Annotated in this window: 19 protein-coding genes; 12 read left to right on the top strand and 7 right to left on the bottom strand. The window is 67.2% G+C overall.

Annotated elements, in window-relative coordinates; translation table 11 throughout:
- Positions 1 to 6 precede the first annotated feature (6 nt).
- From npdG to cofG, 6 genes are read right to left on the bottom strand one after another with little or no spacing between them, the layout of a single operon-like run.
- On the bottom strand, positions 7 to 675 hold the full coding sequence (npdG, locus tag ACRAQ3_RS12495) for an NADPH-dependent F420 reductase (protein ID WP_432254857.1): 669 nt from the start codon (positions 673 to 675) through the stop codon (positions 7 to 9).
- Positions 672 to 1,445 (bottom strand): coenzyme F420-0:L-glutamate ligase, encoded by a 774-nt coding sequence (cofE, locus tag ACRAQ3_RS12490; protein ID WP_432254856.1) that lies wholly within the window; start codon positions 1,443 to 1,445, stop codon positions 672 to 674. The genes npdG and cofE overlap by 4 nt, the downstream gene beginning before the upstream one ends.
- A complete protein-coding gene (cofC, locus tag ACRAQ3_RS12485; RefSeq protein ID WP_432254855.1) occupies positions 1,442 to 2,089 on the bottom strand; it encodes a 2-phospho-L-lactate guanylyltransferase in 648 nt (215 codons plus the stop codon). The genes cofE and cofC overlap by 4 nt, the downstream gene beginning before the upstream one ends.
- Entirely contained in the window at positions 2,086 to 3,042 is a 957-nt protein-coding gene (cofD, locus tag ACRAQ3_RS12480; protein WP_432254854.1) for a 2-phospho-L-lactate transferase, read from the bottom strand. The genes cofC and cofD overlap by 4 nt, the downstream gene beginning before the upstream one ends.
- A complete protein-coding gene (cofH, locus tag ACRAQ3_RS12475; protein ID WP_432254853.1) occupies positions 3,039 to 4,316 on the bottom strand; it encodes a 5-amino-6-(D-ribitylamino)uracil--L-tyrosine 4-hydroxyphenyl transferase CofH in 1,278 nt (425 codons plus the stop codon). The genes cofD and cofH overlap by 4 nt, the downstream gene beginning before the upstream one ends.
- Positions 4,313 to 5,455, bottom strand: coding sequence for a 7,8-didemethyl-8-hydroxy-5-deazariboflavin synthase CofG (cofG, locus tag ACRAQ3_RS12470; RefSeq protein WP_432254852.1), 1,143 nt, complete (start codon positions 5,453 to 5,455; stop codon positions 4,313 to 4,315). Before cofG ends, cofH begins: the two co-directional genes overlap by 4 nt.
- A gap of 238 nt (positions 5,456 to 5,693) precedes the next feature.
- Between cofG and ACRAQ3_RS12465 the strand changes: the two genes are divergently transcribed.
- From ACRAQ3_RS12465 to ACRAQ3_RS12435, 7 genes are all read left to right on the top strand, one after another.
- The gene (locus tag ACRAQ3_RS12465; RefSeq protein ID WP_432254851.1) at positions 5,694 to 7,265 is read left to right on the top strand and encodes a Re/Si-specific NAD(P)(+) transhydrogenase subunit alpha; all 1,572 of its coding nucleotides are present in this window, start codon (positions 5,694 to 5,696) and stop codon (positions 7,263 to 7,265) included.
- A gap of 12 nt (positions 7,266 to 7,277) precedes the next feature.
- A complete protein-coding gene (locus ACRAQ3_RS12460) occupies positions 7,278 to 8,780 on the top strand; it encodes an NAD(P)(+) transhydrogenase (Re/Si-specific) subunit beta (protein WP_432254850.1) in 1,503 nt (500 codons plus the stop codon).
- Positions 8,781 to 8,805: 25 nt separating this feature from the next.
- Positions 8,806 to 10,125, top strand: a complete 1,320-nt coding sequence (locus tag ACRAQ3_RS12455; protein WP_432254849.1) for an aspartate aminotransferase family protein — start codon at positions 8,806 to 8,808, stop codon at positions 10,123 to 10,125.
- A gap of 64 nt (positions 10,126 to 10,189) precedes the next feature.
- The gene (locus tag ACRAQ3_RS12450) at positions 10,190 to 11,440 is read left to right on the top strand and encodes a Zn-dependent hydrolase (RefSeq protein ID WP_432254848.1); all 1,251 of its coding nucleotides are present in this window, start codon (positions 10,190 to 10,192) and stop codon (positions 11,438 to 11,440) included.
- Between the two features lie 10 nt (positions 11,441 to 11,450).
- Positions 11,451 to 12,905 (top strand): dihydropyrimidinase, encoded by a 1,455-nt coding sequence (gene hydA, locus ACRAQ3_RS12445; RefSeq protein WP_432256292.1) that lies wholly within the window; start codon positions 11,451 to 11,453, stop codon positions 12,903 to 12,905.
- 97 nt (positions 12,906 to 13,002) lie between these two features.
- Complete coding sequence (locus ACRAQ3_RS12440) at positions 13,003 to 14,493, top strand: NCS1 family nucleobase:cation symporter-1 (RefSeq protein WP_432254847.1); 1,491 nt, start codon at positions 13,003 to 13,005, stop codon at positions 14,491 to 14,493.
- A 74-nt stretch (positions 14,494 to 14,567) separates the two neighbouring features.
- The gene (locus ACRAQ3_RS12435; RefSeq protein WP_253330509.1) at positions 14,568 to 14,861 is read left to right on the top strand and encodes a DUF1330 domain-containing protein; all 294 of its coding nucleotides are present in this window, start codon (positions 14,568 to 14,570) and stop codon (positions 14,859 to 14,861) included.
- 16 nt (positions 14,862 to 14,877) lie between these two features.
- Here ACRAQ3_RS12435 and ACRAQ3_RS12430 read toward each other — a convergent pair whose 3' ends face one another.
- Positions 14,878 to 16,275 (bottom strand): helix-turn-helix domain-containing protein, encoded by a 1,398-nt coding sequence (locus ACRAQ3_RS12430; RefSeq protein ID WP_432254846.1) that lies wholly within the window; start codon positions 16,273 to 16,275, stop codon positions 14,878 to 14,880.
- A 125-nt stretch (positions 16,276 to 16,400) separates the two neighbouring features.
- Between ACRAQ3_RS12430 and ACRAQ3_RS12425 the strand changes: the two genes are divergently transcribed.
- The 5 genes from ACRAQ3_RS12425 (at position 16,401) to ACRAQ3_RS12405 (ending at position 26,785) form a co-directional block, all read left to right on the top strand.
- Positions 16,401 to 17,933, top strand: coding sequence for an acyl-CoA carboxylase subunit beta (locus ACRAQ3_RS12425; RefSeq protein ID WP_432254845.1), 1,533 nt, complete (start codon positions 16,401 to 16,403; stop codon positions 17,931 to 17,933).
- Complete coding sequence (locus ACRAQ3_RS12420; RefSeq protein WP_432254844.1) at positions 17,914 to 19,944, top strand: acetyl-CoA carboxylase biotin carboxylase subunit; 2,031 nt, start codon at positions 17,914 to 17,916, stop codon at positions 19,942 to 19,944. The genes ACRAQ3_RS12425 and ACRAQ3_RS12420 overlap by 20 nt, the downstream gene beginning before the upstream one ends.
- 18 nt (positions 19,945 to 19,962) lie before the next feature.
- Complete coding sequence (scpA, locus tag ACRAQ3_RS12415) at positions 19,963 to 22,101, top strand: methylmalonyl-CoA mutase (protein ID WP_432254843.1); 2,139 nt, start codon at positions 19,963 to 19,965, stop codon at positions 22,099 to 22,101.
- Positions 22,102 to 23,000: 899 nt separating this feature from the next.
- Positions 23,001 to 23,888: a hypothetical protein gene (locus tag ACRAQ3_RS12410; protein ID WP_432254842.1), complete on the top strand. Its 888-nt coding sequence runs from the start codon at positions 23,001 to 23,003 to the stop codon at positions 23,886 to 23,888.
- Positions 23,889 to 23,890: 2 nt separating this feature from the next.
- A complete protein-coding gene (locus tag ACRAQ3_RS12405) occupies positions 23,891 to 26,785 on the top strand; it encodes a bifunctional diguanylate cyclase/phosphodiesterase (protein ID WP_432254841.1) in 2,895 nt (964 codons plus the stop codon).
- Positions 26,786 to 26,920 lie beyond the last annotated feature (135 nt).

The raw sequence follows: 26,920 nt of genomic DNA, 5'->3' as shown, positions 1-26,920 counted from the left end.
TGCAGGTCAGTGATCGGGCGGGCAGATGCGGATGCCCGCATGGCTGAAGGGCACCGCCTTGGAGATGTTCAGCCGGATCAGGATCGGCGTGATCGCCTCGATGCAGCGCGCCGATTGCGCGTCGCCCGCGTTGTAGGCCTCGACGCCGAGCTTGCGGACCAGCTCGATCACCTTCTTGCGGGCGTCGAGGCTATTGCCGCAGACGAGGATGTCGCAGTTGATCGACTGGTCGAGCGCCTTGAGCGTCACCGCCGAGACATTGTGCAGCGCGCCGATCACCGGGATGTCGGGGCCCAAGAGCGCCTGCGCCGCCTCGGTGGCCGAGCCCTCGGGCGGCATGTCGACCTTCTTGGGGTCGCCCTCGGCCAGCGGCACGACGATGTCGACGAGGATCTTGCCGGCCAGCGCGGACTTGAGCGCTTCGAGCGTGGCGTTGTGGGCCGAGAAGGGGACCGCGAGGATCACCATCTCCTCGGCGGCCCGGGTCGCGCCCTCGTTGTCGAGACCGCGGATCTTCGCAGCGCCGCCGGGGAGTTGCGCCTGAAGCTCCTCGGCGATGGCAGCCGCGCGCACGCCGTCGCGGCCGCCCAGCACCACCTCGACGCCGGCGCGCGCGAAGCGCAGGGCGAGGCCCTGGCCCTGCGGCCCGGTGCCGCCAATGATCGCGATTGTCATCTGAACATGTCCTCTTGTTTCTTGCGGAGTATGTCGGCGCCGCGGCTCTCGGCGGGCGTCCAGTCGAGCCCGCGCAGCAGCACCGCGGGCGTCTTGCCGTCCTTGCGCACCACCAGCCCCGAGGCGGCGGCGATCTCGTCGGCGAGCGCGGGTTCGGTCACCTGCAATGGGCGGCCCCAAGCGTCGGTGTTGCCCTGCTCGCGGATCGTCGCGGGCACTTTCGAGAGACCAATCGCGACGTTGACCTGACCCAGCCGCCATGGCCGGCCGAAGGTGTCGGTCATCACCACGCCGATCTGCGCGCCGAAACGTTCGGTCAGCGACTCGCGCAGCGCGGCGCAGCTGGCATCCGGGTCGGGCGGCAGCACCATCACGGCGCTCTCCTCGCCGAAGTTCGATTCATCGACCGCAGCGTTGGCCGAGATGAAGCCGAGCCGATGCTCGCAGATCATCGTGCCCTCGTTCTGGTCGGGGCGCCGGAACGAGCGGACCACGCGGGCACTCTCGCGCAGCACCACCTCGACCTTGCGGGCGTCCTTGTTGAGTTCATCGGCGTAGCGCAGTGCCTCGTCCGAGGGCGTCACCGTGTCGAGCGGGATGATGCAGCCCTTGGCCTTGGAGAACACCTTCTGCGCGACGCAGAGGATGTCGCCGTGGCGCAGGCCGAGACCCGCCGCGTCGAGCTGGTCGCCGATGATCGCGGCGAGATCGTCGCCCTCGCGGATGTCGGGAATTCCGGGAATGGCGGTCAGAGAGACGGAAAGGCTCATTTCGCGGTCTCCTGGCGCGGGCGGCGCAGATGGCCGGAGGGCAGGTGATGGAGATCCTCGACCGTGTCGATATCGACCCGCAGGCTGCCCAGCGGCATCATCACCGGGGTCAGCCCGGCGGCCTCGGCGGCGCGGCGGTGGCGGATCGTCGATTTCGCCCCATAGGCGAAGGCGAAGGGGCGGGGCAGCGGCACCATCAGCGCGTTGGTGCCCAGATCCTTGGCCGGGCAGATCACCGCCGTGCCGCCTTCGAGCGAATGATCCAGCAGCCATGCGAGATCGACCGGGTCGGGGTCGGCGAGATCGCCGGGCAGGATGCAGAGCGCGCCGTAGCCATGCTCCGAGGCCCAGTTTGCCGCCTCCTCAACCGCCAGCGACAGCGACGGCGCGCCGCCATCGTCGATGACGGTCAGCCCGAGCGTCTCGGCGACGTCGCGGATGATTGGGCTGGCGCTGACCGCGGCGAGATCGACCTGGCATTCCAGCCCCTCCACCGCCTCGCGCAGCCGGGTCACCGTCGCCCGGAACAGGCTCAGCGCCAGCTTGCCGCGCTGATCGGGCGTGAGCGCGAGGCCGAGCCGGGTCTTGGCATCGCGCGGATCCTTCATCGGGATCGCGACGAGCCGCTTTGCGGTGCCGCTCATGCCACCGCCTCCGCAGGCGCGAAGGCGAGATCGAGGATCTCGCGCGCCAGCCGCGCCTTGTCCGCCTGGGTCTTCATCAGGATGTCGCTGCAGTGCGGGGCAGGGCCCGCGGCCGCGATCTCGGCCCCCAGCGCGGCATCGACATGATCGATGACCAGCCTGTCGGCCAGCCCGCTGTAGCGCCGCGCGACGCCGAGCGCGTCGGCGCGCAGCCCCAGCGCCGCCATCATGCGGTCGGCCGGGCCCTTGATCACTCGGCCGTCAATGAAGGGGCTGACCGCGATCTTGGGCGCGGCGGCGGCGCGCAGCGCCTGGGTGATGCCGGGCACGCCGAAGATCGGCGCGATGCTCACCAGGGGGTTCGAGGGCGCGACGACGATCAGGTCGGCCCCGGCGATGGCGGCTAGCGCCTCGGGCGTGGGGCGCGCCATGTCCATGCCGGAAAAAGCGATCTCGCGGATCTCCGGTGCGCAGCGCTCGCGCACGAAATATTCCTGAAAGCTCAGCCAGCGCCCGTCGGTGGTGCGCAGCCGGGTCTGCACCACGTCGTCGGTGGGCAGCAGGATATCCGGTGTCACGCCAAAGGCGCGGGCCACGTCGCGGGCGATGTCCGAGGGCCGGTCGCCCTTCGCGCGCCGCATCGTGCGGTAGATGTGCAGGCCGAAATCTCGGTCGCCGAGCGACATCCACGTCTCGGCGCCCAGGAGATTCAGCGTCTCCAGCGCCCGGTGCCCCTCATCGGCGACGCCCCAGCCCTGCGCGCGGTCGATCCGCCCGGCGAGGCTGTAGGTCAGCGTGTCGATGTCGGGCGAGACCCAGAGCCCGTGGAAGCTCTCGTCATCGGCGACGTTGCCGATCACCGACAGCGCCACGTCCTCCTGGGCGGCAAGCCCCTCGGCCATCTTGGCGCCGCCGACGCCACCGGCGAGCAGGCAGACCTTGCGCGGGCTCATCGCGCGGCCTCGACCGAGGCAGCGGGGCGCTCGGGGAACATCTCGAGGAAGGCCAGCGGGTCGCGGCCCTTGCGGTCTACGAGCGGCGCCAGCTCCTCGGGGTCGTGGTTCTCGAACACCTCGCGCGTCTCGTAGACGGTGTTGCGGCGTACCGGCACGCGGCCCGCCGCGCGGATCATCCGCACCAGCTCGCGGGCAGTGATCTCCTGCCCGTGGTCGGAGCCTGCGGCGCGCGAGATGCTTTCGTTCATCAGCGTGCCGCCGAGATCGTTGACGCCGCGCGACAGCATCTGCTGCGCCCGCGCCGCACCGAGCTTGGTCCAGCTCACCTGGATGTTGTCGATCCAGCCATGCAGCATGATCCGCGCCACCGCGTGCATCAGGTCGACTTCACGCGCCGTCGGACCGGGGCGCACCTTGTCGGGGTTCTGGGCGTAGAGCGGCGAATCGGTGTGCACGAAGGAGAGCGGCACCAGCTCGGTGAAGCCGCCGGTATCCTTCTGGATGTCGCGCAGAAGCGCGATATGCGCGGCCCAGTGCTCGGGCGCGTCGACATGGCCGTACATGATCGTCGCGGTGGTCGGGATGCCGACCTCGTGCGCGGTGCGGATGATCTCGACCCAGCGCTCGGCCGAGAGCTTGTTGGTGGTGAGCTGCATCCGCACCTCGGTGTCGAGGATCTCGGCCGCGGTGCCGGGCATCGAATCGAGCCCCGCTTCCTTCAGGTCGGTGAGGAAGTCGCGGTAGGACATCTTGGTCTTGGACGCGCCGTACCAGATCTCGAAGGGCGAGAAGGCGTGGATGTGCATCCCCGGCAGCGCCGTCTTGATGGCGCGGATGATCTCCCGGTAGTAGGTGCCTTCCATCTTCGGGTGCAGCCCGCCCTGGATGCAGACCTCGGTCGCGCCCCGATCCCAGGCCTGCTGCGCGCGCTCCACGATCTGCGCGGGCTCGAGCCACTCGGCGGATTTGTCCTCGACCCGCTTGGCAAAGCCGCAGAACTTGCAGCCCATGTAGCAGATGTTGGTGAAGTTGATGTTGCGGTTCACCACGAAGCTGACCCGGTCGCCATTGGCGCGACGGCGCAGCGTGTCGGCGGTGCGGTAGACGGCGTCGATATCCGCCCCCTTGGCGCGGAACAGCGCCACACCTTCCTCGGTGCTTACCTCGCCACCCGAAAGCGCCTTTTCGAGGATCGCGCGGATCGGGTCGGATGCGCCGCCCACGGCGGCGGGATTGCAGGCGAACTGCCGGGTCGTCGACTGGTAGGTCATGCTGTCTCTCCGATATGCCGCTGCTCGCGCGCCAGCCCTTCGCCCCCGGCCATGCCGAGCGCGCGGTTCCGAACGGAGGCGTTGATGAACCCCGAATCCTCGGTGAGGTATCTCGGGTAGACGGTGAGCCTTTCGCGCAGCTCGAACCCGGCTTCGTCGCAGGACCGCGCGAGGCTGCGGATCTCGGGCCAGTCGTGCTGCGGGTTGATGAAATCGATGGTGACAGGCGAGATACCGCCCCAGTCGTTGATGCCCGCGTCGAGATAGGCGATGTGCCGCGCGCTCAGGTTCGGCGGCGCCTGCAAGCTGATCTCGGGCGCGAGGATGATCCGCGCCGCGGCGATGGTGCGCAGCATGTCCTCGAGCCCGGGCTCGGGGTGATCGGCCATCTCGATGTCGGGCTTGCGCTGGAAGTTCTGGATGATGACCTCCTGCACGTGACCGTGGCGGGCATGGGCGGCGTTGATCGCCTCCAGCGCCTCGATCCGCTCCTCCCATGTTTCGCCGATGCCGATCAGCAGCCCGGTGGTGAAAGGCACGCGCTTTTCACCGGCGCGCTCCAGCGTGCGCAGCCGCTGCACCGGCGTCTTGTCGGGGCAGGCGAAATGCGGCTGGCCCTTGCGGGTCAGGCGCCGGCTGACGGTTTCGAGCATCATGCCCATGGAGGCCGAGACCGGCTTGAGCACGTCGATCTCGTCGTCGGTCAGCGTGCCGGCATTGACATGCGGCAGCAGGCTGGTCTCGCGCAGCACCAGCGCGCACATGTCGCGAAGGTAGTCGGTCAGCTTCGAATAACCCAGCCGTTCCAGCCCCTTGCGCGCCGCCTCGTAGCGCAGCTCGGGCTTCTCGCCGAGGCTGAACAGCAACTCCTTGCAGCCCTCGCGCTCGCCGCGCAGCGCTTCGGCCAGCACCTGTTCGGGCGTCATGATCCGCGCCTCGGGCGAGGAGGGGTGCTTGACGAAGGTGCAGTAGCCGCAGGTGTCGCGGCACATGTTGGTCAGCGGCACGAAGGCCTTGCGCGAATAGGTGATCCTGCGGCCCCAGGTCGCGTCGCGGATCTGGCGGGCGCTGGCCATCAGGGCATCGAGATCCCCGGTTTCGGCAAGCGGCGCGCCGGTGCTGGGCAAGTGGCTGGTCATGATCTCCTCCTGCCCTCAAGGCTGAGCGATCTCGACGCGACTTGTCAAAACTATTTTTAGTATCAGGTCAAAAAACAGCCTATGATCAATTTATATAGTTTTATATCAACACACTGACATATGATACCATTTCTTCACGATCAAAATAATTGACTACTAGATAAAACTACGCGGATAGTCGGGGAAAGCTTCGCTCGGCGCTTGGGAGGGCGCCGTGGGGCAATGGGAGGACAGTATCGTGAGGATTGGAGCGCCACGCGAAGTGGCCGCCGGCGAGGCGCGGGTATCGATGACGCCTGCGTCGGCGCGGGACTTGGCGAAGCTGGGGCATGCGTGCCTGATCGAGGCGGGGGCGGGTCTGGCGGCGGGGTTCACCGACGCGGCCTACGAGGCGGCGGGGGTGCGGGTGGTGCCGGACGCCGCGACGCTCTGGGCCGAGGCGGAGATCGTCACCAAGGTGCGGCCGCCGCTGGACGAGGAGCTCGGGCGGCTGCGCGCGGGCCAGACGCTGATCTCGTTCTTCTACCCGGGCCAGAACGCCGAAGCGCTGGGCCGCGCCAGGGACGCCGGCGCCACGGTGATCGCGATGGACATGGTGCCGCGGATCTCCCGGGCGCAGAAGATGGACGCGCTCAGTTCGATGGCCAACATCGCGGGCTACCGCGCGGTGATCGAGGCGGGCAGCCATTTCGGTCGCTTCTTCACCGGCCAGGTGACGGCGGCCGGCAAGGTGCCGCCGGCGCGGGTGCTGGTGATCGGCGCCGGTGTCGCCGGCCTCGCCGCGATCGGCACCGCGACCTCGCTCGGCGCGGTGACGCTGGCCTTCGACGTGCGCCCCGAGGTGGCCGAGCAGATCGAGAGCATGGGCGCCGAGTTCGTCTATCTCGATTTCGAGGACGCCCAGGACAGTTCGGCGACGGGGGGCTACGCCGCCCCCTCCAGCCCGGAGTTCCGCGAGAAGCAGCTCGCCAAGTTCCGCGAGCTGGCGCCCGAGATCGACATCGTCATCTCCACCGCGCTGATCCCGGGCCGCGACGCGCCGGTGCTGTGGACCGCCGACATGGTCGAGGCGATGAAGCCCGGCTCGGTGATCGTCGATCTCGCCGCCGAGCGCGGCGGCAATTGCGAGCTGACCGTGCCGGAGGAGAAGTTCGTCACCGAGAACGGCGTGACGATCATCGGCTACACCGACTTCCCCTCGCGCATGGCGCAGCAGGCCTCGACGCTCTACGCCACCAATATCCGCCACATGATGGCCGACCTGACGCCGAACAAGGACGGCGTCGTCGAGCACGACATGGAGGACGACGTGATCCGCGGCGCCACCGCGACGCATCGCGGCGAGATCACCTACCCGCCACCGAAGCCGAAGACGGCGGCCATCGCCGCGGCGCCGAAGAAGGAGAAGCCGCGCGAGCTGACGGTCGAGGAAAGGCGCGGCCAGGAGATCGCGGCCTTCCGCAAGCAGACCAAGGACCAGATCGGCCTCCTGGCCGCGGGGGCGCTGGTGATGCTGCTCATCGGCGCGGTCGCGCCCGAGAGCTTCATGAGCCACTTCATCGTCTTCGCGCTGGCCTGCTTCGTCGGCTTCCAGGTGATCTGGGGCGTCAGCCACTCGCTGCACACGCCCCTGATGGCGGTGACCAACGCGATCTCGGGCATCGTGATCCTCGGCGCGCTGCTGCAGATCGGCTCGGGCAACTGGCTGGTGGTGTTTCTCTCGTTCATCTCGGTGCTGATCGCCTCGATCAACATCGTCGGCGGTTTCCTGGTCACGCGCCGGATGCTCGCCATGTTCCGCAAGTCGTAAGGGGGCCGGATCATGAGCATCGGCATCGTCTCGGCCGCCTATATCGTCGCGGCCATCCTGTTCATCCTGTCGCTCGGGGGGCTGTCGAACCAGGAGAGCGCCAAGCGCGCGGTCTGGTACGGCATCGCGGGCATGGCGGTGGCGGTCTTCGTCACCGTGTTCGGCCCCGGCGTGCACAACCTCGTTCTCATCCTGATCGCGATCGCGGCGGGCGGCTTCGCCGGCTGGATCGTCGCCGGCCGGGTGCAGATGACCGAGATGCCGCAGCTGGTCGCGGCGCTGCACAGCTTCGTCGGTCTGGCGGCGGTGTTCATCGGGCTCAACGCCGACATCATGCTGTCGGACATCAACGCGCTGCTGGCGACCCACGGGCTCGACCGCGCGGCGCTGGCGCTGCTGGATCCGGACGAGCTCGCGGCGGCGGGCGGCGGCTTCTTCGGCGAGCTCACCGGCTTCGGCAAGAAGCTGGCGCTGAAGGACGCGACCGAGATCGGCATCCTGAAGACCGAGGTGTTCCTCGGCATCTTCATCGGCGCGGTGACCTTCACCGGCTCGGTGGTGGCCTTCGGCAAGCTCGCGGGCAAGGTCGACGGCAAGCCGAAGAAGCTGCCCGGCGGCCACATGCTCAACGCCGCCGCCCTGGCGCTGTGCCTGGCGCTGGGGCTCTTGTACCTGACCGGCGCCGGCATCTGGACCATGGTGCTGGTGACCCTCATCGCCGGCTTCATCGGCTGGCACCTGATCATGGGCATCGGCGGCGCCGACATGCCGGTGGTGGTGTCGATGCTGAACTCCTATTCGGGCTGGGCCGCGGCGGCGATCGGCTTCACGCTGGGCAACGACCTGCTGATCGTCACCGGCGCGCTGGTGGGCTCCTCGGGCGCGATCCTGAGCTACATCATGTGCAAGGCGATGAACCGCAAGTTCGTCTCGGTCATCCTCGGCGGCTTCGGCGGCAGCGCGGGCCCGGCGATGGAGGTCGAGGGCGAGCAGATCGCGATCGACGCCGAGGGCGTGGCGCAGGCGCTGGAGGAGGCCGACAGCGTGGTGATCGTGCCGGGCTACGGCATGGCAGTGGCGCAGGCGCAGCAGTCGGTCTCCGAGCTGACCCGCCGGCTCCGGGCGCAGGGCAAGACCGTGCGCTTCGCGATCCACCCGGTGGCGGGGCGGCTGCCCGGGCACATGAACGTGCTGCTGGCCGAGGCCCGCGTGCCCTACGACATCGTCATGGAGATGGACGAGATCAACGACGACTTCCCCGAGACGGACGTCGCCATCGTCATCGGCTCGAACGACATCGTGAACCCCGCCGCCCAGGACGACCCGAACTCGCCGATCGCCGGCATGCCGGTGCTCGAGGTCTGGAAGGCGAAACAGGTCTTCGTCTCCAAGCGCGGCCAGGGCACCGGCTATTCCGGCATCGAGAACCCGCTCTTCTTCAAGGACAACACACGCATGTTCTACGGCGACGCCAAGAAATCGCTCGATGAACTGCTGGCCCGCTCGGCCGCCTGAGGCCACCCGTTCAAGGAATGACGAGATGAACGCAGAGACCAAGATCCGCAACGACCTCGGCGCCTACTGGATGCCCTTCACCGCCAACCGGCAGTTCAAGGACAACCCGCGCATGATCGCCAGCGCCGAGGGGATGTACTACACCACCACAGACGGCAGGAAGGTCATGGACGGCACCGCCGGTCTGTGGTGCGTCAACGCGGGCCATCGCGCGCCGCGCATCACCGAAGCCGTGCAGCGGCAGGTCGAGGAACTCGACTACGCGCCCGCCTTCCAGATGGGCCACCCCAAGGCCTTCGAACTGGCTTCGCGCCTCGCCGAGCTGGCGCCGGGCAATCTCAACCACGTCTTCTTCACCAATTCCGGCTCTGAATCGGTGGAGACCGCGCTGAAGATCGCGCTGGCCTATCACAAGGCCAAGGGCGAGCCGGGGCGCACCCGGCTGATCGGCCGCGAGAAGGGCTATCACGGCGTCAATTTCGGCGGCATTTCCGTCGGCGGGCTGGTCAACAATCGCCGCGCCTTCGGCACGCTGCTGGGCGGCGTCGACCACCTGCCGCATACCCATGACATCGCCCGCAACGGCTTTACCCGCGGCCAGCCCGAGCACGGCGCCGAGCTCGCCGACGAGCTGGAGCGCATGGTCGCGCTGCATGGCGCCGAGACCATCGCCGCGGTGATCGTCGAGCCGATGGCGGGCTCGGCGGGGGTGATACTGCCGCCCAAGGGCTATTTGCAGCGGCTGCGCGAGATCACCCGCAAGCACGGCATCCTCTTGATCTTCGACGAGGTGATTACCGCCTATGGCCGCTTGGGCCGGGCCTTCGGTGCCGATTATTACGGCGTCGAGCCGGACCTGATCACCACCGCCAAGGGGCTGACCAACGGCGTCATCCCGATGGGCGCGGTGCTGGCCAGCGAGGAGATCCACGACGCCTTCATGACCGGCCCCGATCACATGATCGAGCTGTTCCACGGCTATACCTACTCGGGCAACCCGGTGGCCTGCGCCGCGGCGCTCGCGGCGCTCGACACCTACCGCGAGGAGGAGCTGTTCGAGCGCGCCGCGAGCTTGGAGGAGTACTGGGCCGAGGCGCTGTTCAGCCTGAGGGACAAGCCCGGCGTGATCGACATCCGCGCCGTCGGCCTCGTCGGCGCGGTCGAGCTGGAGCCCTTTGCAGACGCGCCCACCAAGCGGGCCTTCGACACCTATCTGCGCGCCTGGGACAAGGGCGTGCACCTGCGCACCACCGGCGACACCATCGCCATGTCGCCGCCGCTGATCATCGAGAAATCCGAGATCGACCAGCTGGTCGGCACGCTCGGCGAGGCGCTCGACGCCTGAGGAGGGCGGGCGGCGCTGCGGCCGGGGAGGGCCGCAGCGCCGCCTGCCAGCAATGGGAGGACCTATGAAAGACATCCAGACCAACACCCGGATCGACGGGGCCCGGCTGTGGGACTCGCTGATGGAGATGGCGAAGATCGGCCCCGGCCTGCGCGGCGGCAACAACCGCCAGACCCTGACCGATGCCGACCGCGAGGGGCGCGACCTGTTCAAGCGCTGGTGCGAAGAGGCCGGCATGAGCGTCGGCGTCGACAGCATGGGCAACATGTTCGCCCGGCTCGAAGGCGCAGAGCCCGATCTCGACCCGGTGATGATGGGCAGCCATCTCGACACCCAGCCCACGGGTGGCAAGTATGACGGCGTGCTGGGCGTGCTCGCAGGCCTCGAGGTCGTGCGCTCGATCCGCGACCAGGGGATCACCCCGCGTCGCCCGATCGTTGTGGTCAACTGGACCAACGAGGAGGGCACCCGCTTCGCCCCCGCCATGCTGTCGAGCGGCGTCTTCGCCGGCGTGCACACGCAGGACTGGGCCTATGCGCGCGAGGATGCGGAAGGAAAGCGCTTCGGCGACGAGCTGGCCCGCATCGGCTATGTCGGCGACGAGCCGGTGGGCCGCCGCCGGATGCACGCGATGTTCGAGCTGCATATCGAGCAGGGCCCTATCCTCGAGGCCGAGGGCAAGGATATCGGCGTCGTCACGCACGGGCAGGGGCTGAGCTGGACTCAGGTGACCGTGACCGGCAAGGAGAGCCACACCGGATCGACCCCGATGCCGATGCGCCGCAACGCCGGTCTCGGCATGGCGCGCATCCTCGACAAGGTCGACGAGATCGCGTGGTCCCACAAGCCGCACGCGGTGGGCGCGGCCGGTCACATCGAGGTTTTCCCGAACTCGCGCAACGTAATCCCCGGCAAGGCCGTCTTCACCGTCGATTTCCGCTCGCCCGAATTGTCGGTGATCGAGGACATGGAGGCCCGGCTGCGCAGCGAAGGCGCGAGGATCGCGGACGAAATGGAGCTGGAGATCGCCTTCGAGAAGGTCGGCGGCTTCGATCCGGTGCCCTTCGACGAGGGATGCGTCGATGCGGTGCGCCGCGCCGCCGAGAAGCTGGGCTATTCGCATCGCGAGATCATCTCGGGCGCGGGCCACGACGCCTGCTGGATCGCCCGCGTGGCGCCCACCGCGATGATCATGTGCCCCTGCGTCGATGGTCTGAGCCACAACGAGGACGAGGAAATCAGCCGCGAATGGGCCGCCGCCGGCTGCGACGTGCTGCTGCACGCCGTTCTGGAAACTGCCGAAATCGTGGAGTGAGGAGATGAGCATGAGAACCGTGATCAAGGGCGGCACCATCGTTGCCGCCGACCGCAGCTACGCCGCCGACATCGCCATCGAGGGCGAGACCATCGTGCAGATCGGCGCTGACCTGTCTGGCGACAAGGTGCTCGACGCCACCGGCTGCTACGTGATGCCGGGTGGGATCGACCCGCATGTGCATCTGAAGATGCCCTTCATGGGCACCCATTCGGCCGATGACTTCGAGAGCGGCACCCGCGCGGGCCTTGCGGGTGGCACCACCATGGTGGTCGATTTCTGCCTGCCCAGCCCCGGCCAGTCGCTCCTCGAAGCGCTCGAGGGCTGGCACGCCAAATCGCAGCGCGCCTGCGGCGACTACTCCTTCCACATGGCGGTGACCTGGTGGGGTGAGCAGGTGTTCGAGGAAATGCAGCAGGTCGTCGATCTGGGCATCAACTCCTTCAAACACTTCATGGCCTACAAGGGCGCGCTGATGGTGGATGATGACGAGCTGTTCGACAGCTTCCGCCGCTGCGCCGCGATCGGCGCGCTGCCGATGGTGCATGCCGAGAACGGCGACGTGGTCGCGACCATGCAGCAGAAGCTGCTGGCCGATGGCATCCGCGGTCCCGAGGGTCACGCCATGTCGCGTCCGCCAGAGGTCGAGGGCGAGGCCACCAACCGCGCGATCATGATTGCCGACATGGCGGGCGTACCGCTCTACGTCGTCCACACCTCCTGCGAGCAGGCGCACGAGGCGATCCGCCGCGCCCGTCAGAAGGGCATGCGGGTCTATGGCGAGCCGCTGATCCAGCACCTCGTGCTCGACGACAGCGAGTATCGCAACCCCGACTGGGACCACGCCGCCCAGCGCGTCATGTCGCCGCCCTTCCGCGACAAGTCGAACCAGGACAGCCTCTGGGCAGGCCTGCAGGCGGGCTCGCTGCAGGTGGTGGCGACCGATCACTGCGCCTTCACCATCGACCAGAAGCGCACCGGTATCGACGATTTCACCAAGATCCCGAACGGCACCGGCGGGCTGGAGGACCGGATGCCGGTGCTCTGGACCGAAGGGGTGAACACCGGACGTCTGACCAAGAACGAGTTCGTCGCCGTCACCTCGACCAACATCGCCAAGATCCTCAATATCTACCCGCAGAAGGGCGCGATCCTCGAAGGCTCGGACGCCGACATCGTGGTGTGGGACCCTAAGAAGTCGAAGGTAATCTCGCCCGAGACCCAGCAGTCGGTGGTCGAGTACAACGTCTTCGCGGGCCGCGAGGTCACCGGCCTGCCGCGCCACGTGCTGAGCCGCGGCACGTTCGCGGTCGATGACGGGAAGGTCTGCGCCACGCCCGGCCATGGCCGCTTCGTCAAGCGCCCCGCCTTCCCGGAGGTGAACAAGGCGCTGTCGAAGTGGAAGGAGGTGACGGCGCCGCGCAAGGTCGAGCGCAAGCCCGAAAACATGCCGGCCTGCGTCTGAGATGAAATGCCCCCGGGACTTTCGGGGGCATTTTCTTTAGCGCCCGGGGAAGAGAATAAGAGGGCGCCCAAGACCAATAACAGGGAGAGGACAAGACATGACGGACATGACTGCGGGAATCCCCGCGGCGGAAGGCGGGGCGCGCGCGCCCCTCGACGCCGCCGGGATGGATCCGAGGCTCTACAACGAGGACCAGCTGCCGACGACGGCGGCCGAGCGCACATGGGACTGGCTCGCCATTGCCGCGCTTTGGGTCGGCATGGTGGTCTGCATCCCGACCTACCTGCTGGCCTCCTACCTGATCAATTCCGGCATGAGCTGGGACCAGGCGGTGCTGACCATCCTCGCGGCCAATGCGATCGTGCTGATCCCGATGGTGCTTCTGGGCCATGCCGGCACGAAATACGGTATCCCGTTCCCGGTGCTCCTGCGCTCCTCCTTCGGCCCCTCGGGTGCCAAGATCCCGGCCGTGGCGCGCGGCATCGTCGCCTGCGGCTGGTTTGGCATCCAGACCTGGGTCGGCGGCTCGGCGATCTTCGTGATCCTAAACACGCTGACGGGTGGCGCGCTGGCGGGTGAGGCGATGCCGATCCTCGGGATCAGCCTCGCCGAGTTCGTCTGCTTCCTCGCCTTCTGGGCGCTGCATCTCTACTTCATCACCCATGGCACGGAATCGATCCGCTGGCTCGAGACCTATGCCGCGCCGTTCCTGCTGCTGATGGGCTTCGCGCTGCTGGGCTGGGCCTGGTTCGCCGCCGGCGGCTTCGGCCCGATGCTCTCGACCCCGAGCGAATTCGATCCCGGCCAGCCGCAGGAAGGGCAGTTCTGGGTGGTGTTCTGGCCGAGCCTGACCGGCATGATCGGTTTCTGGGCGACGCTGGCGCTCAACATCCCGGACTTCACCCGCCACGCCAAGAGCCAGAAGGACCAGTTCCTCGGCCAGCTCGTCGGTCTGCCGATCCCGATGGCGCTGTTCGCCTTCATCGCCTCGGCGGTGACCTCGGCGACGATCGTGATCTATGGCGAGGCGATCTGGGATCCGATCCAGCTCGCGGAGCGGATGGGCGGCTTCTCGATCATCGTCGCGCTCTTCGCGCTGATCGTGGCGACGCTGACCACCAACCTCGCGGCCAACGTGGTGGCCCCGGCGCACGGCTTCTCGAACCTCGCGCCGAGCAAGATCAACCTCAAGCGCGGCGGCTACATCACGGCGGGCATCGGCATCGCCATGTTCCCCTGGGTGCTGGTGAACCACATCGTCGGCTGGCTGATCGCCTATTCGGCGCTGCTGGGCCCGATCGCGGGCGTGATGCTGGCGGATTACTACCTGCTGCGGAAGACCAAGCTCGAGGTGAAGGACCTGTTCCGGATGGACGGCATCTATTCGGGCCGCAACGGCACCAACTGGGCCGGGGTCGGCGCGCTGGTGATCGGCATCCTGCCGAACCTGCCGGGCTTCCTCGCCGGCGTCGGCATCACCGCTGGCACCTCGGATTTCTTCGCCACGATCTACACCTATGCCTGGTTCGTCGGGCTGTTCGTGGCTGGCGCGGCCTATCTCGTGCTGTCGAAGATCCTCAACAAGTGACGCCATGCGCGTGACGGGCCGGGGCGGCAGGTGTCGCCCCGGCCTTTTCATGTCCGCAGACAGGAGAAGACGACATGCCCAAGGCCTACTGGATCGCCCACGTGACGGTCACCGACCCCGAGCCCTACAAGCTCTACGCCGAAGGGGCGACGCAGGCGTTCCGCGAGCACGGCGCGCGGGTGCTGGCGCGCGGCGGCCGGATCGAGGCGCTGGAGGGCGAGAGCCATCCCCGCAACGTGGTGATCGAGTTCGACTCGATGGAGGCCGCGCTCGCCTGCTACAATTCCGACGCTTATCAGGCCGCGAAGCGCCACCGCGAGGGGGCGGGCATCGCCAACATCATGATCCTGGAGGGCGCGCCGGACTGACCGGCGCCGGGGGCGGTCACTCCAGACGGTAGGGCAGGTCCTGCCGCAGATCCGCGTCCACCTTCAGCCGTCCTTCGAGCGGCGGCACCGCGCGCTGGTGGCAGTTGGTGCGCTCGCAGATCCGGCAGGAGATGCCCACCGGCTCGAAGGCCTGGGCGGAATCAAGGTCCATGTGGTCGGCATAGACCAGCTCGCGCGCATGTTTCACCTCGCAGCCCAGCCCGATCGCAAAGCGCCGCACCGGCGCGCCCCATGCCCCGCCGCCGCCGCTGATGTCGCGCGCCAGCGAAAGATACCGCACCCCGTCCGGCGTCTCGGCCAGCTGGCGCAGCCAGCGCGTCGGCGTCTCGAAGGCCTGATGCACGTTCCATAGAGGGCAGGCGCCGCCATAGCGGGCGAATTGCAGCTGGGTGGCGGAGTGGCGTTTGGTCACGGTGCCCGCCTGATCGACCCGCACGAACCAGAAAGGCACGCCGCGCGCGCCGGGGCGCTGCAGGGTGGAAAGCCGGTGCGCCACCTGCTCGAGGCTGGCGCCGAACCGCTCGGCCAGAAGTTCGAGATCGTGGCGTGTCTCCTGCGCCGCGACGAGGAAGGCGCCATAGGGCATCAGCGCCGCTCCCGCGAAATAGTTGGCCAATCCGATCCGGGCAATGTCGCGCGCGGTGCCGATCTCGAAGCGGCCGAGGTCGAGCGTGGCTTCGATCAGCTCCCGGTGCTCGATCAGGGCGAGCTGCACCAGAAGCTGGAATCGCCGGGTCGCGCGGGGCGCCCGGGACGACAGGGTGAGGCTGCGGTTCTCTGCATCGAAGCGCCGCAGTGGCGCCTCGGCCACCTCGCGCAGGGTGATGCCGCGCGCATCGAGCGCCTCGATCGCCGCCTGTGGCGCGTCCTGCCCCTCGGCGGCGGCACGGCGGGCGAACTGCTCGGCGACGCGGTCGATGGCGTCGATGTAGTTGTCGCAATAATGGAAGAAGTCGCGCACCTCCTCCCAAGGCGAGACGGCGGCACCGGCGCGTCCCAGCGCTTCGTCAAATGAGGCGAGGCGATCCTGGGTCCGGCGATAGGCGGCGTGCAGGTCGAGCAGGGCGCGTGCCACCGAAGGGGCGTTGGCGGCGACCATGCGCAGGTCCGAAAGCGCCGGCTGCACGCCGCTCAGCACCGGGTCGGCCAAGGCCTCGCGCATGTCCGAAGCAAGGCGGATCTCCTCACCGGAGGTCAGCTCGGTCACGTCGAAGCCGAATTCGCGCGCCAGCGCCAGCACCACGCCCGCCGAGACGGGGCGGTTGTTGTTCTCCATCTGGTTCAGATAGGGAAGCGATACCCCCAGCCTTTCAGCAAAGCGCTTCTGGGTCAGCCCGATCCGTCCGCGCAGTTCACGCAGCTGGGTCCCGGCATAATGCTTCTGAACCGCCATCCCGCCTCCACTTTGCCAATTTGCATAGACAACGCTCTGCATAATGCCGAGTTTGCAAATTCGCGCAATCGTACTGGGAAGCTGGGGCCTTCTTTCCCTAGGATGGCGCCCGAAGGAGGACGCCGATGCAAGAGATTTTGCGCGAGCTCGAAGAGCGCCGCGCCTCGGCCCGGCAGGGTGGGGGCGAAAAGCGGATCGCGGCGCAGCACGCGAAGGGCAAGCTGACCGCGCGCGAGCGGATCGAGCTGCTACTCGACGAGGGCAGCTTCGAGGAATACGACATGTTCGTGGCCCATCGCTGCACCGATTTCGGCATGCAGGAGAGCCGACCCGCGGGCGACGGCGTCGTCACCGGCTGGGGTACGGTGAACGGCCGGATGATCTATGTCTTCAGCCAGGACTTCACCGTCTTCGGCGGATCGCTCTCCGAGACCCACGCCCAGAAGATCTGCAAGATCATGGACATGGCGATGCGCAATGGCGCGCCTGTCGTCGGCATCAACGATTCCGGCGGCGCCCGCATCCAGGAGGGCGTGGCGAGCTTGGGCGGCTATGCCGAGGTGTTCCAGCGCAACGTGCTGGCCTCGGGCGTGGTGCCGCAGATCTCGCTGATCATGGGGCCCTGCGCGGGCGGCGCGGTCTATTCGCCTGCCATGACCGACTTCATCTACATGGTGAAGGACTCGTCCTACATGTTCGTCACCGGCCCTGACGTGGTGAAGACCGTGACCGGCGAGGTGGTCACCGCCGAGGAGCTGGGCGGCGCGCTCACCCATGCGCGCAAGTCGAGCGTCGCCGACGCGGCCTTCGAGAACGATGTCGAGGCGCTTCTGGAAGCGCGGCGGCTGATCGATTTCCTGCCGCTCAACAACCGCGAAAAGGCGCCCAAGCGTCCCTTCTTCGACGATCCCGCGCGCGAGGAGCCGAGCCTCGACAGCCTGATCCCCGCCAACCCGAACCAGCCCTACGACATGCACGAGCTGGTCACCAAGATCGCGGACGAGGGCGACTTCCTCGAAATGCAGGCGGAGTTCGCCAAGAACATCCTCACCGGCTTCATCCGGCTCGAAGGCCAGACCGTCGGCGTCGTCGCGAACCAGCCTATGGTGCTGGCGGGCTGCCTCGACATCGACTCGAGCCGCAAGGCCGCGCGCTTCGTGCGGTTCTGCGACGCCTTCGAGATCCCGATCCTGACGCTCGTGGACGTGCCGGGTTTCCTGCCGGGCACGGGGCAGGAATATGGCGGGGTGATCAAGCACGGCGCGAAGCTCCTCTTCGCCTATGGCGAGGCGACGGTACCCAAGGTCACCGTCATCACCCGCAAGGCCTATGGCGGGGCCTATGACGTCATGGCGTCCAAGCACCTGCGCGGCGACGTGAACTATGCCTGGCCCACCGCGCAGATCGCGGTGATGGGGGCCAAGGGCGCGACCGAGATCCTGTATCGCTCGGAACTGGGCGATCCCGACAAGATCGCCAAGCGCACCAAGGATTACGAAGACCGCTTCGCCAACCCCTTCGTCGCCGCCGAGCGCGGCTTCGTCGACGAAGTGATCATGCCGCGCGCCACCCGTCGCCGCACCGCCCGCGCCTTCGCCGCCCTGCGGAACAAGAGCCTCGAGAACCCGTGGAGGAAGCATGACAACATCCCGCTCTGAGGCACGCCCGCCGTTCCGCAGCCTGCTCGTCGCCAATCGCGGCGAGATCGCCTGCCGGGTGATCCGCTCCGCCCGCGCGATGGGGATCGAGACCATCGCGGTGCATTCCGAAGCCGATCGCGACGCGGTGCATGTCGCCATGGCCGACCGCGCGGTCGAGATCGGGCCCGCGCCCGCGGCGCAGTCCTATATCGACATCGACCGCGTGATGCGGGCGATCGAGGAAACCGGCGCCGAGGCGGTGCATCCGGGCTACGGCTTTCTCTCCGAGAACCCGAAATTCGCCCGTGCGCTGGCCGATCGCGGCGTGGCCTTCGTCGGACCGCCGGTCGGCGCGATCGAGGCGATGGGCGACAAGATCGCCTCCAAGAAGATCGCGGCCGAAGCCGGTGTCAGCACGGTGCCGGGCCATATGGGCCTGATCGAGGATGCCGATGAGGCGGTGCGGATCGCGCAGCAGATCGGCTATCCGGTGATGATCAAGGCCAGCGCCGGCGGCGGCGGCAAGGGCATGCGGATCGCGCATGACGATGCGCAGGCACGCGAAGGCTTCGAGGCCTCCAAGCGCGAGGCGGCCAGCTCCTTCGGCGACGACCGGATCTTCATCGAGAAGTTCGTGGTCGGTCCGCGCCATATCGAGATCCAAGTGCTGGCCGACAAGCACGGCAACTGCGTCTATCTGGGCGAGCGCGAATGCTCGATCCAGCGCCGCAACCAGAAGGTCGTCGAAGAGGCGCCTTCGCCCTTCCTCGACCTCGAAACCCGGGCCGCGATGGGCGCGCAGGCCTGCGCGCTGGCACAGGCGGTCGGCTACGAGAGCGCCGGCACTGTCGAGTTCATCGTCGATGCCGATCGCAACTTCTACTTCCTCGAGATGAACACGCGGCTGCAGGTCGAGCATCCGGTGACCGAGCTGATCACCGGCATAGATCTCGTCGAGCAGATGATCCGCGTGGCCGCGGGCGAGCCGCTGCCCTTCGTGCAGGACGACATCAAACTCAATGGCTGGGCGATCGAGAGCCGGCTCTATGCCGAGGATCCGTATCGCGGCTTCCTGCCCTCGATCGGGCGGCTCACGCGCTACCGCCCGCCGCAGGAATTCGCGTCCCAAGCGGAGGTCGTGCGCAACGACTCCGGCGTCGCCGAGGGCGGCGAGATCTCGATGCATTACGACCCGATGATCGCCAAGCTCTGCACATGGGCGCCGGACCGCGAGCGTGCCGTGGATGCCATGGAGCGCGCGCTCGACGGCTTCGAGCTGGAGGGCATCGGTCACAACCTGCCGTTCCTCTCTGCGGTGATGGCGCATCCGAAGTTCCGCTCGGGCGATATCCATACCGGCTTCATCGCCGAGGAATGGCCCGAGGGCTTCTCGGGCGTCGACCTGCCGCGCGACACGCTGCGCCGGATCGCCGCCGCCTGCGCCACGCTGCAGCGCATCGAGGAGATCCGCCGGGCCCGGATCTCGGGCCGGATCGACCACCACGAGCGCCGCGTCGGCGAGGCCTTCGTGGTGCAGGTCGCCGCCGAGAGCCACGCGGTGACGCTGAAGGCCGGGGAGGGCGCCACCGACGTGCGTTTCGAGGACGGCACGGTGCTGCGGGTCGCGGGCGACTGGACCCCGGGCGCGCGGCTGGCCCGGCTCACGGTCGAGGGAACGGATACGGTGCTGAAGGTCGAGCCGCGCATCGCGGGGTTCCGGGTGCGCCATCGCGGCGCCGATCTCGACGTGAAGGTCTGGACCGCGCGGCAGGCCGAGCTGGCGGCGCTGATGCCGGAAAAGCAGGCGGCCGATACCTCGAAGCTGCTACTATGCCCGATGCCGGGCGTGGTGGTGCATGTCGCGGTCGAGGAGGGGCAGGAGGTCGAGGAGGGCCAGCCGCTCTGCACCGTCGAGGCGATGAAGATGGAGAACGTGCTGCGCGCCGAGCGCAAGCTCAAGGTCGCGAAGCTGCACGCGGCGGCCGGAGACAGCCTCTCGGTCGATCAGACCATCATGGAATTCGAATGAGCCTGGGAGGGCCATGACATGACCGAGAACAGCGACTCCCGCGGATCATGGGCCGCGCGCGCCCGCAAGGAGCTGAAGGGCCGCGATCCCGAAAGCCTGACGCGCGACACGCTGGAGGGGATCGCGGTCAAGCCGGTCTATGACGCGGGCGACCTCGAAGGGCTGTCGCATCTGGATGCAATGCCCGGCGAGGCGCCCTATGCGCGCGGCGTCCGCTCGACCATGTATGCCGGTCGGCCCTGGACGATCCGGCAATATGCGGGCTTCTCCACCGCCGAGGAATCGAACGCCTTCTACCGGCGGGCGCTGGAGGGCGGGCAGCAGGGCGTCTCGGTCGCCTTCGATCTCGCCACCCATCGCGGCTATGACAGCGACCACCCCCGGGTCGAGGGCGATGTCGGCAAGGCGGGCGTGGCGATCGACAGCGTCGAGGACATGAAGATCCTGTTCGACGGCATCCCGCTCGACAAGGTGTCGGTCTCGATGACGATGAACGGCGCGGTGATCCCGATCCTTGCCAGCTTCATCGTCGCGGGCGAGGAGCAGGGCGTGCCGGTCGAGAAGCTCTCGGGCACGATCCAGAACGACATCCTCAAGGAGTTCATGGTCCGCAACACCTATGTCTATCCGCCGGAACCCTCGATGCGGATCGTAGCGGACATCATCGGCTACACCGCGGATCACATGCCGAAATTCAACTCGGTCTCGATCTCGGGCTACCACATGCAGGAGGCTGGCGCCGATCTCGTGCAGGAGCTGGCCTTCACCCTGGCCGACGGGCGCGAATACGTGCGCGCGGCGATCGCACGCGGCATGGATGTGGACCGCTTCGCCGGACGGCTCTCGTTCTTCTTCGCGATCGGCATGAACTTCTTCATGGAGGCCGCGAAGCTGCGCGCAGCCAGGCTGTTGTGGCATCGGATCATGGAAGAGTTCGAGCCGAAGGACCCCAAGAGCCTGATGCTGCGCACCCATTGCCAGACCTCGGGCGTGTCGCTCCAGGCGCAGGATCCCTACAACAACGTCGTGCGCACCGCCTACGAGGCGCTGTCGGCGGTGCTCGGCGGGACCCAGTCGTTGCACACCAACGCGCTCGACGAGGCGATAGCCCTTCCCACCGATTTCTCGGCCCGCATCGCCCGCAACACCCAGCTGATCCTGCAGGAAGAGACCGGCATCACCGACGTCGTCGATCCGCTGGCGGGGTCGTATTACGTCGAGCGGCTGACCCACGAACTGGCCGAGAAGGCCTGGGCGCTGATCGAGGAGGTCGAGGGCCTGGGCGGCATGACCAAGGCGGTGGCGAGCGGAATGCCCAAGCTTCGGATCGAGGAGACGGCGGCAAGGCGGCAGGCGCTGATCGATCGGGGCGAACAGGTGATCGTCGGCGTCAACAAGTACCGCAAGGAGCGCGAGGATCCGATCGACATCCTCGACATCGACAACGTCAAGGTCCGCGACGGGCAGGTGGCGCGGCTGGAGACGATCCGGGCGACCCGCGACCAGGCGGCCTGCGACGCGGCGCTGACGGCGCTGGAGGAGGTCGCGCGGGGGGATGGCAACCTTCTGGAAGCGGCGGTCGAGGCGGCCCGGGCGCGCGCCACGGTGGGGGAGATCAGCATGGCGATGGAAAAGGTCTTCGGCCGGCATCGGGCCGAGGTGAAGACGTTGGCGGGCGTCTATGGCAAGGCCTGGGAGGGCGACGAGGGTTTCGAGCGGATCCAGAAGGAGATCGCCGATTTCGCCGCGGCCGAGGGTCGCCGCCCGCGCATGCTGGTGGTGAAGATGGGTCAGGACGGGCACGACCGCGGCGCCAAGGTGATCGCCACCGCCTTCGCGGATCTGGGCTTCGACGTCGACATGGGGCCGCTGTTCCAGACGCCGGAAGAGGCGGCTCAGGACGCGCTCGACAACGACGTGCACGTGGTGGGCATCTCCAGCCAGGCCGCGGGGCACCGCACCCTCGCGCCAAAGCTTGTGGCCGCGCTGCGCGAGCAGGGGGCGGGCGAGATCCTCGTGGTCTGTGGCGGGGTGATCCCCGATCAGGATCACGAGATGCTGAAACAGGCCGGCGTCGCCGCGATCTTCGGTCCGGGCACCAATATTCCCAAGGCGGCCTCGGAGATCCTGTCGATGATCTCGAAGACCGGGGGGTAGCTCCGGGCCTTGCTCGGGTCTCGGCTTACGTCACCTCGCGAGCCGGGATTGCTCGCGGGGTGTCGGTTTGCTGGCAGCCGGTGTCTCGAAAAATGGACAAATCATTCGGACCGGCTGGTGCGCCCCGCGAAGAACGACGATTTTGCCGACGTGTCGGACCGGACCGACATACTCGCCGACATGCCCTGCATGGTGGCGGCCCCTATGCTGCGGTGGGCCACGGCATGATCCACCAGATCACGTCGGGAAGCTGTCCCGGCGCATCGCGTTCGGCGTGGCCCGAACCACTCACGGCTCAGACATCACATCGGACCTGCCGACGAAGCTAAGGGCGATGCCATGCTCTCCATACGTGCTGGTGATAGCGGTCTGGCCCCCCGAGCAGGTCCGACGCGCTGCTTCATCATCGGACCGAGGCAGCCCGCATCGAGGGGCGGAATTCAGTCTTATCGGCCATACACCATACCACCTGCCAGAAGGGCCGCTCCGGCAAGGTCAGGTGATGCTCTCGAAGAGAGAGTGCCCGCCATTAACGAACCGGTAAGATTCACCGCTCATTATCGATGCCGAGCACAGCACGAAGCGCCTGCAAGGCCTTTTGAAGCCGGGACGCCGCACGAAGCAACGATCTCGACGGCGTCTAGAACCTCTACGGTCCGAAGCGCGAGGTTTCCAGCTCGATGGGGCCTGCAGGCCGCGATGCTACGGCATTGCCCCCGCCCTGATATGGGCAGTGAGCCAAGGCGTCCCGAGGTTTTCGACGCCTCGTGTGCACATGACGATCTTGTGGCCTTGAGGCCATTAAGCGTCAGGGAGGAAACAGTCTTGGCGCCTCCGCCACAGAAATGCCCGACTTCCCTTCGACATGTTACGGAATTCAGCCTGAACCATCGGATCTGATGGCCGGCATTGGACAAGACGGGGAAGGCACGATGAAAAATTCGGCAATCATGGGCAAACTGGTCTGCGCTGGCTTGGCCCTTGCCATGAGCGGGGTAGTCGCGGGCGGCGCCAAGGCCGATACGGCAGCGGTGGACGCGCTCGCCGAGCGTGCTGCCGCCGCGATCGGGCGGCTGCACCCCAATGCGCAAAGGGCGCTGGTAACGGTCGCACAGGACGAGGCCTTCGCCGACTATTTCCATACTCACGATGATTCGGAGCGGCACCGCCACAAGTCGCGGATCGACGAGGTCTCGCTTGCCACGCAGGACAAGTTCCACGTCGAGGAAATGTGCCTGATCGACCCGCAGGGCGCTGAGATCTCCCGCATCGTCGGTGACGAAATCGCCCATGATCTTGCGACCGATGAGGCCGATGCGCCGTTCTTCGCGCCCGGCTTCGCGGCAGATCACCGACAGGTCTATACCTCGCCGATCTACCTGTCGCCGGACGCGGACAAATGGGTGGTCGCCTACGTGACTCCCGTTCTGGTCGACGGGGACAAGCGGTCGATCCTGCATTACGAACATGCCTTCACGGCTTACGGCGACATCCTCCAGCGGCTGGCTGCCAATGATGCGGGCGAGATCATGATCGTCGCCGATACCGGGCATGTGATCTTCGACAGCCGGCGCGAGATCCCCACCGAGCGGGTCGGTGATCTCGAGGACCGGGACGACTATTTCGATGGCTTCGACTTTGCCGGCCTCGACCTGGCGGGCTTCCGCCAGGCGATCGGCCAGGATGCCACCCGGGGTCAGGGCCGCATCACCGGCCAAGATGTGGATCGCAATGCCGCGTTCCGGGTCGTGGGTCCCTGGACCCTCATCGGCTGGCAGGATCTCTGAGCATGGCCACGGCCATCCCTGTCGCTCGCTGGGCGCGGGCGGGGTTGCGCCTCAAGGTGGCGGCGATGCTGTTCACCTGCGCTCTCGTGTCGCTGGGAATTGGCACCTTGGTTGCCACCTATTTCGGAGAGCGTGCGCTGCGGGCCGAGGTCGCGGACAAGGCCACGCGTACCCTCAATGCCGAGATGCTCGATCTGGAGCGTTGGCTGGACCGCACGATGTACGACCTGACCACGCTCGCCGAGACGAACGTGATGCAGGACGTCCTGATCGCCGACGGCATCGGCGAGATCGCCAGGTCGCTGGCGGCGATGCGGACGCGATATCGCGAGTTCGCGGCATTCGTGGTGACCGACGAAACCGGCGCGGTGATCGCGGCCGAGGGAGTTGATCTGAGCCCCGGTCAGGATCTCGACATCGACCATCTGGACCAAAGCCTCGCCGGGCTTCCGGTCGTGGGGGGGTTCGACGCGCATCCCGGTCTTGCCGACGACTCCTTTCTGTTCAGCGTGCCGATCCGGGCCGAGTATGACCAAAGCACCGTGATCGGCGTGCTCTCGGGCACGATCGGCATGGACCGGCTGCGCGAACAGCTTGCCCGCGTGCAGATCGGCGATGAGGCCCAGGGCGCCGAGCGCGCGTTGCTGCTTCGCGATGGCGAGGGACGGCTCCTCTATCGCACCGGTTCGGACGCGGCCGACGAAATCGTGCAGCGCCTTCTTGCTGCCGTGGAGGGAACAGCGCCGGGCGAGGCGTTGGTGCGGGATCAGGGCCCCGATCTGGTCACCTCGGCGCAGTTTCCCGCCGAGAGCCCGTTCGCACATCTCGAGTTGCAGATGCTCTCGGGCGTGACCGAGGAGGCCGCTTTCGGCAGCATTGCGCAGCTCAAGCGTACTCTCACGCTGACCACCGTTTTCCTCGGGTTGACGATGCTGGTCTTCGGCTGGATCGCCTCGCGCGGCCTGACCGATCCGATCACCGCCATGAGCGCGGCAATGAACAGGTTGTCGACGGGTGCGCGAGACGAAAGCCGGACGCCCGAAGTGGCTGAGCTGATCGCGCCTTCGATCCTCGCCCGGAAGGACGAGATCGGCCTGCTGGCCCGCAGTTTCGACGGGTTGATCACACAACTCGCCCAAGCCCGCGCTCGCCTGATCGAACAGTCCGAGCTGGAGATCGCCAAGCGCAACATGCGTCTCGACGCCGCGTTGAACAACATGTCCCAAGGCCTCTGCATGTACGGCCCCAAGGGCGAACTGGTCGTGCATAATCGCCGTTTCGAGGAGATCTACGGCCTGCCTTCCGGGGCTCTCAAACCGGGCATGAAGATCGCGCAGATCCTCGAGGTCATGAACAGGGCGGGGCATGTCACCGAGGCACAGGACGCCGACTTCATCTCGCTCCTCACGCGACGCGACAGCGACCGCGAGACCTTGACCCATCTCGCCTCCACCGGCGACGGCCGGTCGGTATCGGTCTCCTGCGTGCCGATGCCTGCCGGTGGCTGGGTCGCCACCTTCGAGGATGTTACCCAGCGCAAGCGCGACGAGGCCCGGATCGAACACATGGCGCATCACGACGCGCTCACCGACCTCCCCAATCGCTTGCTGTTCACGCGCCGGATCGAAGAAACCCTTGCGGTCGCGGCGCGCGGTCGGCAGCACGCCGTGCTCTATCTCGACCTCGACCACTTCAAGGCGGTCAACGACCTGCACGGCCATCCCGCAGGAGACGAACTGCTCCGCCATGTGGGCGCGCGGCTGCGTGGCTGCCTGCGTCCCTCGGGCGTGGTCGCGCGGCTCGGCGGTGACGAGTTCGCGATCATCGAAAGCGACATCGCGTCGGGCGAGGAGGCGCGCAAGCTGGCAGAACGCATCATCGAGGAGATCACCCGACCGTTCGAGATCGCCGGCCACCAGGTCGCGATCGGCACCAGCATCGGAATCGCGCTCTATCCCGATGACGGCGGCGACGCCCAGACGCTGGTCAAGGCCGCGGACATGGCGCTCTACCGGGCCAAGGCCGATGGGCGCAACGGCTTCCGTTTCTTCGAACAGGAGATGGACAGCTCGATGCAGCAACGCCGGATGCTCGAACGGGATCTTCGCCTGGCTTTGCAGAATGACGAGTTCGAGGTCCACTACCAGCCCATCGTCGACATGGCGACGAGCCGGGTCAGCTGCTTCGAGGCGCTGCTGCGCTGGACGCATCCCGAGCGCGGCGCGGTGTCGCCCGCGGAGTTCATCCCGCTTGCGGAGGAGATCGGGCTGATCGGCGAGATCGGTGCCTGGGTGCTGCAGCGCGCCTGCGACGCCGCCGCCGGCTGGCCCGCCCATGTTCGCATCGCGGTCAACCTGTCACCGGCGCAGTTCCGCTCGCAGCAACTGCTCGACCAAGTGGCTCAGGCGCTGTCGCAGGCCGGGTTGGAACCGCAGCGGCTGGAGCTGGAGATCACCGAAACCGTTCTGCTGCGGCAGAGCGAACTCGTGCTGTCGATCCTGAAACAGCTGCGCGGTATGGGTGTGCGCGTGTCGATGGACGATTTCGGCACGGGCTACAGCTCGTTGGGTTACCTGCGCTCTTTCCCGTTCGACAAGATCAAGATCGACCGTTCCTTCATTCGCGATATTGAGAAGAGCGGCGACGCGCTGTCCATCGTGCGGGCGATCACCGGGTTGGGGACGAGCCTCGGAATGACCACCACCGCCGAAGGGGTCGAGACCTTCGAACAGCTCAACCAGCTGCGCTCCGAGGGCTGCAATGAAGTGCAAGGCTTCTACTACAGCCCGGCGGTCCGGCTCGACGCGGTCCCGGCATTGCTCGAAGGCATCGGCGCCGCCCACCACGGCAACACCTCGGCAGCATCGAGTTCGCGACCGAAGCGAATCCCGGCCTGATGGTATGGATAGCCCCGTATGCATGGGCGCCTTCCTCACTGATTTCGAGGCGAGGAGACCATGATGCAGCGCGACTTGTGGGGGCCGTATGTTGCGTATGCATCACACCCCCGCAGGCCATTGCGGTTCGTAAGG

Source organism: Limimaricola sp. AA108-03 (assembly GCF_050847355.1).
GTDB lineage: Bacteria > Pseudomonadota > Alphaproteobacteria > Rhodobacterales > Rhodobacteraceae > Limimaricola.
The sequence above is the reverse complement of the archived record's forward strand: the minus strand, read 5'-3'. Positions and strand labels throughout refer to the sequence as shown.

Bases quoted from the DNA above. Each gene is read 5' to 3' on its own strand.
- npdG (WP_432254857.1), bottom strand. From the start codon at position 675: ATGACAATCGCGATCATTGGCGGCACCGGGCCGCAGGGCCAGGGCCTC.
- cofE (WP_432254856.1), bottom strand. From the start codon at position 1,445: ATGAGCCTTTCCGTCTCTCTGACCGCCATTCCCGGAATTCCCGACATC.
- cofC (WP_432254855.1), bottom strand. From the start codon at position 2,089: ATGAGCGGCACCGCAAAGCGGCTCGTCGCGATCCCGATGAAGGATCCG.
- cofD (WP_432254854.1), bottom strand. From the start codon at position 3,042: ATGAGCCCGCGCAAGGTCTGCCTGCTCGCCGGTGGCGTCGGCGGCGCC.
- cofH (WP_432254853.1), bottom strand. From the start codon at position 4,316: ATGACCTACCAGTCGACGACCCGGCAGTTCGCCTGCAATCCCGCCGCC.
- cofG (WP_432254852.1), bottom strand. From the start codon at position 5,455: ATGACCAGCCACTTGCCCAGCACCGGCGCGCCGCTTGCCGAAACCGGG.
- ACRAQ3_RS12460 (WP_432254850.1), top strand. From the start codon at position 7,278: ATGAGCATCGGCATCGTCTCGGCCGCCTATATCGTCGCGGCCATCCTG.
- ACRAQ3_RS12455 (WP_432254849.1), top strand. From the start codon at position 8,806: ATGAACGCAGAGACCAAGATCCGCAACGACCTCGGCGCCTACTGGATG.
- ACRAQ3_RS12450 (WP_432254848.1), top strand. From the start codon at position 10,190: ATGAAAGACATCCAGACCAACACCCGGATCGACGGGGCCCGGCTGTGG.
- hydA (WP_432256292.1), top strand. From the start codon at position 11,451: ATGAGAACCGTGATCAAGGGCGGCACCATCGTTGCCGCCGACCGCAGC.
- ACRAQ3_RS12440 (WP_432254847.1), top strand. From the start codon at position 13,003: ATGACGGACATGACTGCGGGAATCCCCGCGGCGGAAGGCGGGGCGCGC.
- ACRAQ3_RS12435 (WP_253330509.1), top strand. From the start codon at position 14,568: ATGCCCAAGGCCTACTGGATCGCCCACGTGACGGTCACCGACCCCGAG.
- ACRAQ3_RS12430 (WP_432254846.1), bottom strand. From the start codon at position 16,275: ATGGCGGTTCAGAAGCATTATGCCGGGACCCAGCTGCGTGAACTGCGC.
- ACRAQ3_RS12425 (WP_432254845.1), top strand. From the start codon at position 16,401: ATGCAAGAGATTTTGCGCGAGCTCGAAGAGCGCCGCGCCTCGGCCCGG.
- ACRAQ3_RS12420 (WP_432254844.1), top strand. From the start codon at position 17,914: ATGACAACATCCCGCTCTGAGGCACGCCCGCCGTTCCGCAGCCTGCTC.
- scpA (WP_432254843.1), top strand. From the start codon at position 19,963: ATGACCGAGAACAGCGACTCCCGCGGATCATGGGCCGCGCGCGCCCGC.
- ACRAQ3_RS12410 (WP_432254842.1), top strand. From the start codon at position 23,001: ATGGCCGGCATTGGACAAGACGGGGAAGGCACGATGAAAAATTCGGCA.
- ACRAQ3_RS12405 (WP_432254841.1), top strand. From the start codon at position 23,891: ATGGCCACGGCCATCCCTGTCGCTCGCTGGGCGCGGGCGGGGTTGCGC.